Genomic DNA, 13,376 nt, shown 5'->3' on the forward strand with positions numbered 1-13,376 from the left:
GACGGCGCCGTTGCGACTCGGCAATTGTTAGCGGCGGGAAAACGGGGTGGCAAAGGTGTGACGTACGAAGCCGTGTCGTAGTGCGGGGGCGGGTGACACCACCCCGAAGTGTCCGATTTGCCCCACAGTGGGGTACGAGGTGGGTTCGTACGTGACCCACGTCCTATGCCCGGCCTCACATCCGCGGGGCTCCCGCGTCACCCCGGGTGACGGGACGCGTACGCCTGCGGCGGGCCTGTTCCCCAGCCCCGCCCCTTCCCGGAACCGGGGGAGACCCCCGGACCCCCGACCGCGCTCCGCGCGGTGTCCTCAAACGCCGGACGGGCTGGATTTCGCGGGCTCGGCCCGCAGGCGACGGACCACGGTCCGGAAATCCAGCCCGTCCTGGGGGCACCTCCCAGCGGTAGCTGGGGGAGTTTGAGGACGCGGCCGCAGGCCGCCCCCGCCGCAGGCGGCGAATCGGACCGCAGCCACAGACCCGGGGATGCGCGGCAGCGACAACGCATGGGACGGTCGGTAGAGGTCACGACGGACAGGAGGGTGTCATGCCACGGATCACGCCCAACCTCTGGTTCGACACCGAGGGCAAGGAGGCCGCCGAGTTCTACGTCTCGGTGTTCCCGAACTCGGAGATCAAGAGCGTCCAGCACTACGGCGAAGCCGGGCCGCGGCCGGCCGGGACGGTCATGACCGTGGAGTTCGTGCTCGACGGCCAGGACTTCATCGCGATCAACGGCGGCCCCCAGTTCAGCTTCGACGAGGCGATCTCGCTGCTGATCAATTGCGAGGGGCAGGAAGAGGTCGACTACTACTGGTCGAAGCTGTCCGACGGCGGCGAGGAGGGGCCCTGCGGGTGGCTGAAGGACAGGTACGGGCTGTCCTGGCAGGTCGTCCCGGCCGCATTGCCGAGCCTGCTGGGGGACGCGGACACGGCGCGCGGGCAGCGGGCCATGAAGGCGATGCTCGGGATGAAGAAGATCGATCTGGCGGCGCTCAAGGCCGCGGCCGACGGGAACTGACGTGGTCTTCTGAGGGGCCCGCGGGGGCGGTAGCTTCCCCTCATGCCTGCCCCCGCGCGCGTCGTCGCGCCTCCGGGATGGAGCCGCTGGCTCGTACCTCCCGCCGCGCTGTCCATTCATCTCGCCATCGGCCAGGTCTACGCCTGGAGCGTCTTCAAACCCCCGCTGGAGTCCTCGCTGGGGCTGTCCGGCACGGCGTCGGCGCTCCCCTTCCAAGTGGCCATCGTCATGCTCGGGCTGTCGGCCGCCTTCGGCGGCACCCTGGTGGAGCGGAACGGCCCGCGCTGGGCGATGGCCGTGTCGGCCGTGTGCTTCTCGTGCGGGTTCCTGGTGGCCGCCCTCGGGGCGGGTACGCGCCAGTACTGGCTGGTCGTGGCGGGCTACGGCCTCATCGGCGGCGTCGGGCTCGGCATCGGCTACATCTCGCCGGTGTCCACGCTCATCAAGTGGTTCCCCGACCGGCCGGGCATGGCCACCGGCATCGCCATCATGGGCTTCGGCGGGGGCGCGCTGATCGCCTCGCCGTGGTCGGCGGAGCTGCTGTCGGGCTTCGGCCCGGACAGTTCCGGGATCGCGCGGACGTTTCTGGTGATGGGGGCCGCGTACGGGGTCTTCATGACGCTCGGCGTGCTGCTCGTCCGCGTCCCGCCCGACGGCTGGCGGCCGCCGGGCACCGTGCGGGGTCCTCTCGTCACACCCGTACGGGTGTCCGCCCGCAGTGCCCTGCGCACTCCGCAGTTCTGGTGCCTGTGGGTGGTCCTCTGCACGAACGTCACCGCGGGCATCGGCGTCCTGGAGAAGGCCGCACCGATGATCACGGACTTCTTCGCGCGCTCGTCCTCGCCGGTGGGCGCCTCCGCCGCGGCGGGCTTCGTGGGGCTGTTGTCGCTCGCCAACATGCTGGGGCGGATCGGCTGGTCCTCCGCCTCCGACCTGGTGGGGCGCAAGAACGTCTACCGGCTCTACCTCGGCGCGGGTGCGCTGATGTATCTGCTGCTCGCGCTGGCCGGCGACGCGTCGAAGCCGGTGTTCATCGTCTGCGCCGCGGTGATCCTCTCCTTCTACGGCGGCGGCTTCGCCACCGTGCCCGCCTATCTGAAGGATCTCTTCGGGCCCTTCCAGGTGGGCGCGATCCACGGACGCCTGCTGACCGCGTGGTCCACGGCGGGCATTCTCGGCCCGCTGATCGTCAACGCCATCGCCGACGCGCGGAAGTCCGCGGGACGGACCGGTGCCGACCTCTATACGACGTCCTTCTTCGTGATGATCGGGCTGCTGGCCGTGGGCTTCGCGGCGAACGAGTGCGTACGGCCCGTCCACCCGCGCCACCACGAGCCGCCCGCCGAGGAGAAGCGCGCGAGCGCCGAGCCCGAGAAGGACGTGACGCCATGACCCCCGCCCGCAAGGCGCTGCTCGTGTTCGGCTGGCTGTGGGTGGGGGCTCCCTTCGCGTACGGCGTCTACGAACTCGTCCTCAAATTGCGGCAGTTGTTCACCGGATGAGAGGGGAGCGCGTCCGCGCTCAGGCAGGGGTGAGGGAAGCGCGCGCGTTGAGCACGTGGACGTCGCCGCCCGTGGCCCGCCGGTAGGTGCGCATGATGTCGGCCAGTTCCTGCGCGGTGCGCCCCTCGGTCGCGTACATCCGCCGGTTGGCCAGGACGACGGCCGAGGTCGCGTCCCGGCGGGCGGCCTCGTAGCGAGCCAGACCGGTGGTCAAGTCTCCGTCGGAGCGGGCGAGTTCGTACGCGAGGACCCGCGCGTCGACGACGGCCTGGGAGGCGCCGTTGGCGCCCACGGGGTACATGGGGTGCGCGGCGTCGCCCAGCAGCGTCACCCGGCCGCCGCCCCAGGACGGCAGCGGGTCCCGGTCGGCCATCGGGTAGGCGAGGATCTCGCGGCTGTCCGCCACCAGGCGGGGCACGTCGAGCCAGCCGAGCGCCCAGTCCTCGACGTACGGAAGCACGTCCTCGGCGCGGGCGGCGCGGTTCCAGCCCGCCTCCTCCGCCAGGGGTCCCGGCCCGGACGCCCGTACCATGCAGACCCAGTTGACCCTGTTCCGGCCGATCGGGTAGGCGACGAGTTCCGTGTCGCCGTCGCGCACGATCACCATCGAGCGGCCGGTGAGGAACGGGGCGGCCTCCGCCGTGCCCCGCCACATCCGGACGCCGGACCACAGCAGCGGCCCGCCGTCCGGGTGCAGCCGGGCGCGGACCGCCGAGTGCAGCCCGTCCGCGCCGACGAGGACGTCGGCGGCGGCTTCCCCGACGGCCCCGGTCGCCCGGTCGAGGAGGCGGGCGCGGACGCCGTCCCCCTGCCCCTCGAAGTCCGTCAGCCGCGTCCCGGTACGGACCGCACGGGCGCCCAGCCGTTCCCGGACCGCCGCCAGGAGCAGCATCTGGAGCTCGCCGCGGTGGACGGAGTACTGCGGCCAGCGGTAGCCCTGGGCGGTGCCGCACGGGTCGGTGAAGAGCTTCCGGCCGTGCCGGTCGCTGTACACGATCTCGGCAGTAACCACGCCGAGGGCGGCGAGGTCCTCGCCGAGGCCGAGTTCGGTCAACTCCCGTACGGCGTGCGGGAGGAGGTTGATGCCGACGCCGAGCGGCCGGATCTCGTGGGCGCTCTCCACCACGGCGGCGTCGAGGCCCGCGGCGTGCAGGCTCAGCGCGGCGGTGAGACCGCCGATGCCCGCCCCGGCGATGATCGCGGTCATCGGGCGGCCCGGATCTCGGCCTGGACCCCGGCCCGGGTCTCGGGCCGGTCGAGGATCCGCAGCCAGGTGCCGTCCGGCTGGCGGCGCACCACCTGCACCCGGCCGCCCGTGTTGTCGGAGGACGGGGTGGAGGTCAGGGCGAGGTCGCCGTAGTGGACCGTCGGGAGGGGCTCCTCCTGCACGAAGGGGCCCTTCGCGTGGGCGATCATCTGCTCGCAGACGACGCGGATCGCGTCCCGGCCGACCGTCGTGGACCCGGGCGGGAAGGCGAGCACGGCGTCGGGCGCGTAGAGCTCGGCGAGCCCTTCGGCGTCCCCGGCGTTGGCCCGCTCGACGAACAACCGGGTCAGGTCCTCGGGGGTGTTGGCGCGTTCACGGGTCTCGGTCATGGCGGCTTCCTTCTTCCGTCGCTGTGCTGCTGCCCTGATGTCTCCACTCTCCGGCAGTCATGATCAGAAGTCCAAGAGATGGTAAATCTGATTGCTAGAATCATCAGTTATGGAACTGCGTCAGCTCGCCTATTTCGTGGCGGTCGCCGAGGAGCGGAACTTCACCCGGGCCGCGGAGCGGGTGCACGTGGCCCAGCCCGGGGTCAGCGCACAGATCCGCAAGCTGGAGCGGGAGCTCGGGCAGGAGCTGCTCGACCGCTCCGGCCGTTCGGTGCGGCTGACCGAGGCGGGCGAGGCCGTCCTGCCGTACGCCCGTGCCGCGCTGGCCGCGGTGGAGGGCGCCCGGCTCGCCGTCGACGAACTCACCGGGCTGCTCCGCGGCCATGCCGCCGTGGGCACGGTGACCTCGCACAACTTCGACCTGCCCGGCCTGCTGGCGGGGTTCCACGACGACCACCCGGCGGTGGAGATCACGCTCACCGCGGCGGACACGGACCGGCTCGTGGAGAGCGTGCGGGCGGGCGTGCTGGACGCGGCGATCATCAGCATCGGCGACACCGCCCCGGCCGGGCTCGACATCCAGGTCGTCGACGACCAGCCGATCGTCGCCGCGGTCGCCCACGGCCACGAGCTCGCCGTCCACCGGAGCGTCCCGCTCGACGCGCTGCGCGGCCACGCCCTCATCAGCCTGCCCAGGGGTACCGGCCTGCGCGCCCGGCTCGACGACGCCTGCGCGGCCGCCGGGTTCACCCCGCGGATCGCCTTCGAGGCCGGTGACCCCAGGGCGCTCGCCGAGCTCGCCGCCCACGGCCTGGGCGCGGCGATCCTGCCGGGCGCGTACGCCGAGTCGCGGTCGGACCGGCTGCGGACGGTCGCCATCGAGCGCCCGGCGCTCCGCGGCCGCCTCGCCCTCGCCTGGCGCGCGGAGGGCCCGACCGGCCCGGCGGGCCGGGCGCTGCTGGCCCGTGCCCGCGCCGCCCTGGCGGAACCGGCACCCCCAGGGCCCGCCGCTCGTTGACCACGCGTCATGAAGACGATGCCGCAGCCCCGTTGGCGGACCGCGCTCCGCGCCCCCGCCCTGCTCCTCGCCGCCCTCCTCGCGACCTGCGGGTTCCTGCCGCCGGTGGCGGACCCGCCGCGGGTCGTCGCCGTGCGCCCGGCCACGGCACTCGGCAGGGCGTTCACCGACTACGCCGAGCACGCGCGCTCGCCGGACCACTGGACCGGCGGCGACAGCACGTACTCCGTGCCGACGGCCGCCGGTGAGCTGTGGGTGTTCTCCGACAGCTTCCTCGGCAGCGTGCGGCCCGACGGCTCCCGCCCGGCCACCGCGCCCTTCGTGCACAACAGCTTCGTCCTGCGGAACGCCGCCGGCGCGCGCACCGTCGCACCCGTCGTGTCCGGCTCCGGGCCCGACGACTGGTACTGGGCACGGGCGGGCGTGCCCGACGGCGACGGGGTGGCCGTCGTCTACGCGCACTACGCGCGGACCGGTACCGGTCCGCTGGACGTGGCCTGGCGGGGCAACGCGCTGGCGCGGTTCCGCCCCGGACTCCCCTCCCGGCCGCGGTCGTTCACCCCGCTGCCGTCGTCGGCCCACGTCGCGTGGGGCGCGTGGCTGGCCCGGCAGCGGGACGGCGGCACCTACGTCTACGGCACCGAGAAGGCGCCCGGCGGCGGCAACTACCTCCACCTGGCCCGTGTCACCGGCTCCGATCTGCGCCGCCCCTGGCGGTACCGGACCGCTCAGGGCACCTGGTCGCCCGACGAGGCGCGCTCCGCCCGGCTGTCCGGGCCCGGCGGCACGGCGCTGCGCGTCTCGGACGAGCTCAGTGTCGTACGGCACGGCGGCTGGTACGCGCTGTGCAGCCAGCGCGTGGACCAGCCGTTCAGCGCGGAGGTCCAGCTCGCCTGGTCCCGGACGCCGAGCGGGCCGTTCACCCGGCCGCGGACGGTGTTCACCGCGCCGGAGGCCGGGCCGTACGGCACCTACCGCGACCGGAACGTCATCGCCTACAACCCCCACGAGCACCCGGAGCTCGAACGGAACGGCGAGCTCGTCGTCTCGTACAACGTCAACAGCCTCGTCCCGGACGACGTCTACCGTCACGTGGACATCTACCGGCCGCGCTTCCTGCGGGTGGTGCTGTCGTCACCTTCCTGAGCGCTCCATGCTGGTGGGGGTCCAGGAGGGCCACGGCGGGCGGGCGCCGCCCTGCGGGACGCGGGCGTCCCGGCGCAGGGAGTCGGCCTCGGGGTCGCCGATCATGGCGAGGACGCCGTGGGCCTCGGACCGGCAGCGCCGCCCCTCGTCGTCGTCACCGGGCGCACCGCGCTCCGCCAGGGCGCGCCCGAGCGCGGCCATGGCCAGCCCGCGGCCGCGGTGGTCGCCGTCCGCGGAGAGGATGTCGACGGCCCGCACGGCGGCCTCGACCGCCTCGCCGGGGCGGCCCGCCGCGCGCAGGGTCTCGGCGAGCCGGCGGAGGTTGCGGCCCGTGCGGCGCTGGTCGTCCGGGCGGAGCAGGGCGATGGAGGCGCGGTAGTGCTCGGCGGCCCGCGCGTAGGCGCCGTGTTCCTGCGCGATGCGCCCGAGGGCGTTCTCGGCGAGTGCCTGGCTGTCGGTGTCGGCGGCGGCGTGTTCGTGGCAGATGGCGCGGGCGGAGGCGGCGACGCGCGTGGCGTCGTCGAAGCGGCCGAGTCCGGCGAGGGCTCCGGCGATGCCGAGGCTCTCGACGGCGGCACCGGCGGGGTCGCCGAGGCCGTGGCGCAGTGCCGCGGCGGTCGTGAAGCAGTTGATGGCGTCGTCGTGCCGCCCCGCGTGGTAGTAGCAGGCGCCGAGCGCGGAGTGGACGTGGGCCTGGAGCGCGCGGGGCAGGTCGTGCGACGCGCCCAGTTCGCGGGCGCGCAGCAGTTCGGCGAGCGCGGCGGCCGCGGAGCCGACTTCGAGGAGGAGCTTGCCAAGGACGAAGCGGACGCGGGCCTCGTCGGCGGGTTCCCCGCGCTGCCGGACGGCGCGCAGCAGCGCGTTCGCGGCGCGGCCGAGCTCGCGGGTGGCCTGACCGGATTCGTAGAGCAGGGTGGCGCCCAGCAGGAGTTCGACAGCCGGGCGCAGGTCGGGGCGGGGGCCCGGTTCCCCCGCGCACTGTGCGACGAGCTTGGCGATGCCCTGGTGCTCCGTCCGCGCGGGCATGGGCGCGGCGAGTTCCTCGCACGGGGTCAGGCCCGCCCGGCGGGCGGCCGGTCCGAGCGCGGCGACGGTCGCCGCGCGGTAGTGGCGGACGAGCCGGTCCAGCACCTCGGCGCGGTCGTCGTCCTCCAGGCCGCGTGCGAAGTCGCGCAGCAGGTCGTGGTACCGGTAGCGCTCGGGTGCCGGGGTCTCCAGCATGGAGGCGTCCGCGAGGGACTCGACGAGGTCCTCGGCCTCGTGGCGGGGCAGGTCGAGCACGGCGGCGACGGCGGCGAGCGGCAGGTCGGGGACGGCCGGGACGGCGAGCAGCCGGAAGGCGCGGGCCTGCGCGGGCTCCAGCTGGTCGTAGCCGAAGCGGAAGGTGCTCTCGACGGCGAGGTCGCCGGTGCGCAGCACGTCGAGGCGGCGACGGTCGTCGGCGAGCCGGTCGAGGATCCCGGCGATGGACCACTGGGGCCGGTTGACGAGCCGGGCGGCGATGATGCGGATGGCCAGCGGGAGGTGGCCGCAGGCGGCCATCAGCTCCCGCGCCGCGGCCTGTTCGGCGCGCACGCGGTGGTCCCCGACGATGCCGGTGAAGAGCCGCAGGGCCTCGTCGGGGGTGAAGACGCCCAGTTCGGCGGAGCGGGCGGTGGTCAGGGCGGAGAGCCGGGCGCGGCTGGTGACCAGGACGGCGCAGCCGGGTCCGCCCGGCAGCAGGGGCCGCACCTGGCGGGCGTCGAGGGCGTTGTCGAGGACGAGCAGGACGCGGCGGCCGGTGAGCACCGAGCGCAGCAGGACGGACCGTTCGGCGAGCCCGGTGGGGAGGGCCTCGCGCGACAGGCCGAAGGCGCGCAGGAAGGAGCCGAGGACCTCCTCGGGCAGGGCGGGCTGGCCGTACTCGCCGTGCAGGTCGGCGTAGAGCTGGCCGTCGGGGAAGTGCGGGGCGAGGGAGTGGCCGAGGTGGATCGCGAGCTCGGTCTTGCCGATGCCGCCGAGACCGCTGACGGCCACCACGGGCATGCTGTCGGGGGCCAGGAGGGCGTCGTGCAGCGCGGCGACCTCCGTACTGCGGCCGATGAAGTCGGCGGCGCCCGCGGGGAGTTGCCGGGGTACGGGTGGCGGGGTGGGCTGCGGGAGCGGCGGTGCGGGCTCGGGCGGCGGCGCGGCGGCGGGGTGCTGCAGGCCGGTGCCGGGGCGGTCGGTCCGTACGGCCGCGGGGGCGTGCGCGGCCTTGGGGCCGGGGGTCGGCGGCAGGGTGAGGGCGGGGTCGGCGGCGAGGATCCGGCAGTGCAGCTCGCGCAGCTCCGGGCCCGGTTCGACGCCGAGTTCGGAGACGAGGGCGCGGCGCGCGGAGGCGTACGCCTCCAGGGCCTCGGCCTGGCGTCCGGCGCGGTAGAGGGCGAGCATCCGCAGTTGGGAGAAGCGCTCGCGCATGGGGTGTTCGTCGGCGAGTTCGGCGAGCTCGCCGGTGATCCGGTCGTGCCGCCCGAGTTCGAGCTCGGTCTCCATGCGGGCTTCGAGGAGTTCCAGGCGGCGCTCGGACCAGCGGGCGCGCTGGCGTTCCGCATACGGGCCGGGGAGGCCGGGCAGCGCCTCGCCGCGCCACAGCGCGAGGGCCTGTTCCAGCGCTCCCAGGGACTCCTCGGGGCGGCCCTGGGAGCGGTGGCGGGCCGCTTCGGTGGCGAGGCGTTCGCACTCGGCGGCGTCGACGTGGCCGGGGACGGTGTCGATGCGGTAGCCGCCGGCGTCGGGCCCGAGGGTGTGGTGCCCGAGAACCCGGCGCAGCCGGTAGGCGTAGGTGCGCACCGTGCCGAGCGCCGACTGCGGGGGCCGCTCGCCCCACAGGGCGCCGACGAGTTCCTCCGCCGAGACGGTCGCGCCGCCGCGCAGCAGCAGTACGGCCAGGACACAGCGCTGCTGGCGGGCACCGAGCGGCAGCTCAGTGGTGCCGCGCCAGGCCCGCACCGGCCCCAGGACGGTGAAGCGCAACGGATTCCGGGGTTCTTCCCCACCCATGCCAAAAGCCCCTTCTCCGATGGCAACCGAACAAACATTCCCTGGTCACAGGGTAAAGTCTGGTCGGGTTCAGGGGAGTGGGGGACACATGCAGCAGGTGGTCCTGGCTGACCGTTACGAGCTTTCCGAGCCGTTGGGCAACGGCTCGATGGGTGAGGTGTGGCTCGCGCTGGACCGGGTGCTGGAACGGCGCGTCGCGGTCAAGCTGCTGCGGGCGCCGCTCGGTGACGACCCGGCGTTCGCCGAGCGGTTCCGTACCGAGGCCCGCGCCATGGCGAGCGTGAGCCACCCCGGGATCGTCGCGGTGTACGACTACGGGCAGAGCACGACGTCGGCCGGGGCTCCGCTGTCCTTCCTGGTCATGGAGCTGATCGAGGGCGAGCCGCTGAGCGCGGTGCTGGAGCGGTCGGGTCCGCTGCCGGTGGAGCGCGTGCTCCGGGACGGCGCCCAGGTGCTGGACGCGCTGCAGGCGGCGCACGACGCGGGGATCGTGCACCGCGACGTGAAGCCCGCGAACCTGCTGGTGCGCCAGGACACGGTGCTGGTCACGGACTTCGGCATCGCCTGGCAGGACTACAACGCGCGGCTGACGTCCACGGGCACACAGCTCGGCACCGTGCCCTACCAGGCACCGGAACAGGCCGCGCGGGGCGAGGTCACGGCCGCCGCGGACGTGTACGCGGTCGGGGTCGTGCTGTACGAGTGCCTGACGGGCTGTCTGCCCTTCGACGGGGTGACGGCGTTCGAGATCACCCTGAAGCACCTCACGACCCCGCCGCCGCCCCTTCCGGAGGAAGTCCCTCCGGCGGTTCGGGCCGTGGTCGAGCGGGCCCTGGCGAAGGAGCCGGGCGCGCGCTGGGCGGACGCGGCCGCGATGGCCTCGGCGCTGCGGGTGGCCCTCGTGGCACTGCCGGAAGGTGCCGGAGGCCCGGTGGCCGAGGGCGCAGTGGTCGAGGGCGCGGCGGCCGGTGACACGGCAGTCGGTGACACGGTGGCCGAGGGCATGGTGGCCGGTGGCCCGGCCGGGAACACCGCGGCCCGGGGCGCGACGGCCGCGGGCACGGCGGCCGGGCGCGGGCCGGGGGGCCACGGGGCGGGGACGCTCGCGGCGGCCGTCCGCCGCAGGGCGGGCCTGTTGGCGGCGGCGGGCTCGGTGGTCGCGCTCGCCCTCACTGCGGCGGTCCTGACCTCCGGTCTGCATCAGCGCGGGGAGTCGGCCGACGGCGCGCGGCCGAACGCGCCCGCGGCGACCGTGACCGTCGCGGAGTCCCCCGGAACCGCACCGTCCACCAGCCGTCCGCCCACCGGTTCGCCGAGCGCCCCCGGCGCGGAGCCGAGCCGGGGAGGCGTGCAGGCGCCCCAGATCCGGCCCCAGACCGACGGCAAGGACGGGCCGCTCCGCGGCGGGATCGTCGCGGCGCCGTCCCACGGCACCGGGCAGGAGCGGCCGGGGCCGCCGCCGTCCCGGCCGTCCTCGGGAGTCACGGCGCCGCCCGCGTCGCCCTCGGTCGGTCCGCCCGCGCCGCCGACGACGGCGCCCCCCACCGGTGACGGGAAGCCGTCCGCGCAAGTGACGCTGCGCAACGGGTTCGTGGCCCTGGAGAACGAGGGGCAGCGGGACTCCGACGGCAACAGCGTGGTCATCGCCCCCTTCCAGAACTCCCCCGCGCAGCAGTGGTGCCTGGACGACCTGCACGACGGCACGTACCTGGTGCGGAACCTGTCCACCACGGGCAGGCGGCTCGACCTCGACCTCGGGAGCCAGCGGCTGATCGTGTGGGGGTCGGCGTACTACACCCCCAACCAGGTGTGGCTCTTCCAGCCGGACCCGTCGGGCGGCAAGCGCATGGTCAACCGGGCGACGAACGAGTGCCTGACCGCGCGGCCCGGAACCGGGCAGGTGGCCATGGAGGCGTGCACGGGCTCCCCGGGACAGGTCTGGACGGTGTCCTGAAACGGTGAAGCCGCGGGACCGGGCGGGTCTCGCGGCTTCGTACGTGGTGCGGGGGGCGGGGTCAGGAGGCGGGGATCGGGTCCGACATCTGCTCGCTGATCCACTGGATCGGGCTCGGCGAGCCCTGGCCCATGCTCGGGACGTAGGTGTAGGCGTCGTGCTTACCGCCCTCGATCACCTTGACGTCGGTGTGCACCGGTCCCTTGCCGTAGGTGGCCACGAACTTCTTGACCCCGTTGATCGTGATGGGGTCCTCCCGCGTGCCGTACTGGAACGCGATGTAGACGTCCGGGCCGCCCTTGGCGATCAGGCTGTTGGCGAGCAGCTCGGGGTTGTTCTCGTCCATCTCCGTCTTGTGGCCCTTCCACAGCGGGGAGTCCGGGACGATGTCCGGGCCGGAGGCGATCGCGGCCTTGAACCGGTCGGGGTGCTTGAGCACGGCCTTCATCCCCGCGAAGCCGCCGGAGGAGGAGCCCATGAATGCCCAGCCGTCACGCGACTTGATGGTCCGGAAGTTCTGCTTCATCAGGTCCGGGACGTCGTCGGTGAGCCAGGTGCCCATCTTGGGCTGGCCGGGGATGTCGCTGCCGTCCCAGTAGGTGCCGTTGTTCTTGGGGTTGAGCACCGGCATGGCGAGCAGGAACGGCTTGCTCTTGCCCTCGGCGTACCACTTGGAGATGGACGACTGGAGCTTGAGGTTGGTGCCCATCCAGTAGTTGTCCGGGAAGCCGGGGCCGCCGGGCAGGGCGATCAGGACCGGGAAGCCGCTGTTGGCGAACTTCGGGTCCGCGTACTGCTTGGGCGCCCACACCCACACCTTGCCGGTGAAGCCGGACTTCTTGCCCTCCAGGGTGGTCACGGCGATGTGCGTGCCGTCACCCAGGGTGTCGACGTTCTTGAACTCCGCCGAAGGGCCGGTCGGCATCAGGACCTTGGAGTCCGCCGCGGGCTGCGCACCGCTGTTCCCGCCGGCCTGGCCCCCGTTCCCGGCGGGCGGCTGGCCGAAGCTGACCTTCTCGCCCTTGTCCGAGAACGGACCGATCTTGAGGTAGTCGAGGACTCCCCCGGTGATCAGCCCGAGTACGGCTATGGATGCCACGACGATGGTCCATCGTTTGGCGCGGGAGGCACGGCGGTGCCCCCGGGACTGGTAGGCCCCGGCTGGTGTGTGCGTCATCGCGTCGCTCCGGATGATGCTGCTGCCCCGAAGGACATGATGGTCGGTTCCGTCCTGCTGGATGGGAGAACACCGGTCCCGGTTCCCGCCAGGGGCCGTGATCTTGTTCAAGCGGTGAGCGTACCGTCACCGGCGCCGCGCCACCCGCACTACTGGTGGTGACCCTCGCCCCCGAGCCCGTGCGAAGCTGTGGGCAAACTTTCGAACGGGGGGCAGCGGTGAAACCGTGCGGACTGGTGGATCTCCGGGGGAGGCGCGACGCGCCCGCCGTCCTCTCCTATCCCCCGGGCTCCGTGGTCGTCGTTTCGGGTCTGCCGGGCAGCGGCAAGAGCACTCTGCTGCGCCGCTGCTCCGAAACCGCCGCCATGGTGGACCCGCGGGACGTCCACGAGGCGTGCGCGGCAGTGATGCCCGCCCGGCTGCCGTACGCGGCATACCGGCCGTGGGCCCGCCTGCGGCACTTCCACCGGCTGCGTACGGGGGTGCGCACCGGTGAACCCCTGCTCGTCCACGACTGCGGCAGCCGGCCCTGGATGCGCCGCTACCTCGCCCGAGCCGCCGGGCGCCGGGGCCGCGAACTCCACCTCGTCCTGCTGGCCGTCGGAACCGCCGAGGCCCTGGCAGGCCAGGACGCCCGGGGCCGCTGGTCCCCCCGCCGCGTCTTCACCCGCCACGACCGCCGCCTCGCCCACCTCCTGCGGCGCCTCTCCACCGAGGGGGCGGACGCGATACCGGAGACGACGTCCATAGTGCTGCTCGACCGAATATCCCGCGAGCGAGTGCAATCCCTGGATTTCACAGCGCAGTTGGCGATGCCGCGCACCGACCGGTGAACAAAGGGGTCCGTGGCCCTGCCACGTAAGACTTTCGTCACCTCTCCCCCGGATCGATACGCCTCCTCCGGCCCGTTGGACCACTCGACAGGGAACGCAGCCGACACAAG

At 73.7% G+C, this 13,376-nt stretch carries 11 protein-coding genes; 7 read left to right on the forward strand and 4 right to left on the reverse strand.

Annotated features, from left to right (window positions below):
- The first annotated feature begins 545 nt into the window (after positions 1-545).
- From ACWD4A_RS03560 to ACWD4A_RS03570, 3 genes are read left to right on the forward strand one after another with little or no spacing between them, the layout of a single operon-like run.
- On the forward strand, positions 546-1,019 hold the full coding sequence (locus tag ACWD4A_RS03560; RefSeq protein WP_451188940.1) for a VOC family protein: 474 nt from the start codon (positions 546-548) through the stop codon (positions 1,017-1,019).
- A 42-nt stretch (positions 1,020-1,061) separates the two neighbouring features.
- Positions 1,062-2,411 (forward strand): L-lactate MFS transporter, encoded by a 1,350-nt coding sequence (locus tag ACWD4A_RS03565; protein WP_451188942.1) that lies wholly within the window; start codon positions 1,062-1,064, stop codon positions 2,409-2,411.
- Positions 2,408-2,521, forward strand: a complete 114-nt coding sequence (locus tag ACWD4A_RS03570) for an MFS transporter small subunit (RefSeq protein ID WP_451188945.1) — start codon at positions 2,408-2,410, stop codon at positions 2,519-2,521. The genes ACWD4A_RS03565 and ACWD4A_RS03570 overlap by 4 nt, the downstream gene beginning before the upstream one ends.
- Before the next feature lie 19 nt (positions 2,522-2,540).
- Here the strand turns inward: ACWD4A_RS03570 and ACWD4A_RS03575 are convergent, their stop codons facing one another.
- Positions 2,541-3,728, reverse strand: coding sequence for an FAD-dependent monooxygenase (locus tag ACWD4A_RS03575; protein ID WP_451188948.1), 1,188 nt, complete (start codon positions 3,726-3,728; stop codon positions 2,541-2,543).
- A complete protein-coding gene (locus tag ACWD4A_RS03580) occupies positions 3,725-4,117 on the reverse strand; it encodes a YybH family protein (RefSeq protein ID WP_451188950.1) in 393 nt (130 codons plus the stop codon). Before ACWD4A_RS03580 ends, ACWD4A_RS03575 begins: the two co-directional genes overlap by 4 nt.
- 109 nt (positions 4,118-4,226) lie before the next feature.
- Between ACWD4A_RS03580 and ACWD4A_RS03585 the strand changes: the two genes are divergently transcribed.
- A complete protein-coding gene (locus ACWD4A_RS03585; RefSeq protein ID WP_451188953.1) occupies positions 4,227-5,135 on the forward strand; it encodes a LysR family transcriptional regulator in 909 nt (302 codons plus the stop codon).
- An 18-nt stretch (positions 5,136-5,153) separates the two neighbouring features.
- Positions 5,154-6,281: a DUF5005 domain-containing protein gene (locus ACWD4A_RS03590; protein WP_451188956.1), complete on the forward strand. Its 1,128-nt coding sequence runs from the start codon at positions 5,154-5,156 to the stop codon at positions 6,279-6,281.
- On the opposite strand, the gene ACWD4A_RS03595 is transcribed toward ACWD4A_RS03590, so the two are convergent.
- Positions 6,270-9,302, reverse strand: coding sequence for a BTAD domain-containing putative transcriptional regulator (locus tag ACWD4A_RS03595; RefSeq protein ID WP_451188958.1), 3,033 nt, complete (start codon positions 9,300-9,302; stop codon positions 6,270-6,272). The genes ACWD4A_RS03590 and ACWD4A_RS03595 overlap by 12 nt on opposite strands.
- Before the next feature lie 88 nt (positions 9,303-9,390).
- On the opposite strand from ACWD4A_RS03595, the gene ACWD4A_RS03600 reads away from it, so the two are divergent.
- The gene (locus ACWD4A_RS03600) at positions 9,391-11,256 is read left to right on the forward strand and encodes a protein kinase domain-containing protein (RefSeq protein ID WP_451188961.1); all 1,866 of its coding nucleotides are present in this window, start codon (positions 9,391-9,393) and stop codon (positions 11,254-11,256) included.
- 61 nt (positions 11,257-11,317) lie between these two features.
- Here ACWD4A_RS03600 and ACWD4A_RS03605 read toward each other — a convergent pair whose 3' ends face one another.
- Positions 11,318-12,433, reverse strand: a complete 1,116-nt coding sequence (locus ACWD4A_RS03605) for an alpha/beta hydrolase (RefSeq protein WP_451188963.1) — start codon at positions 12,431-12,433, stop codon at positions 11,318-11,320.
- A gap of 236 nt (positions 12,434-12,669) precedes the next feature.
- On the opposite strand from ACWD4A_RS03605, the gene ACWD4A_RS03610 reads away from it, so the two are divergent.
- Entirely contained in the window at positions 12,670-13,266 is a 597-nt protein-coding gene (locus tag ACWD4A_RS03610; protein ID WP_451188966.1) for an AAA family ATPase, read from the forward strand.
- The last annotated feature ends 110 nt before the right edge of the window (positions 13,267-13,376 follow it).

This window comes from Streptomyces sp. NPDC002537 (assembly GCF_053594975.1).

Excerpts from the sequence above, each read along its gene's own strand:
- ACWD4A_RS03570 (WP_451188945.1), top strand. The coding sequence starts at position 2,408 with ATGACCCCCGCCCGCAAGGCGCTGCTCGTGTTCGGCTGGCTGTGGGTG.
- ACWD4A_RS03575 (WP_451188948.1), bottom strand. The coding sequence starts at position 3,728 with ATGACCGCGATCATCGCCGGGGCGGGCATCGGCGGTCTCACCGCCGCG.
- ACWD4A_RS03595 (WP_451188958.1), bottom strand. The coding sequence starts at position 9,302 with ATGGGTGGGGAAGAACCCCGGAATCCGTTGCGCTTCACCGTCCTGGGG.
- ACWD4A_RS03600 (WP_451188961.1), top strand. The coding sequence starts at position 9,391 with ATGCAGCAGGTGGTCCTGGCTGACCGTTACGAGCTTTCCGAGCCGTTG.
- ACWD4A_RS03580 (WP_451188950.1), bottom strand. The coding sequence starts at position 4,117 with ATGACCGAGACCCGTGAACGCGCCAACACCCCCGAGGACCTGACCCGG.
- ACWD4A_RS03590 (WP_451188956.1), top strand. The coding sequence starts at position 5,154 with ATGCCGCAGCCCCGTTGGCGGACCGCGCTCCGCGCCCCCGCCCTGCTC.
- ACWD4A_RS03565 (WP_451188942.1), top strand. The coding sequence starts at position 1,062 with ATGCCTGCCCCCGCGCGCGTCGTCGCGCCTCCGGGATGGAGCCGCTGG.
- ACWD4A_RS03605 (WP_451188963.1), bottom strand. The coding sequence starts at position 12,433 with ATGACGCACACACCAGCCGGGGCCTACCAGTCCCGGGGGCACCGCCGT.
- ACWD4A_RS03560 (WP_451188940.1), top strand. The coding sequence starts at position 546 with ATGCCACGGATCACGCCCAACCTCTGGTTCGACACCGAGGGCAAGGAG.
- ACWD4A_RS03585 (WP_451188953.1), top strand. The coding sequence starts at position 4,227 with ATGGAACTGCGTCAGCTCGCCTATTTCGTGGCGGTCGCCGAGGAGCGG.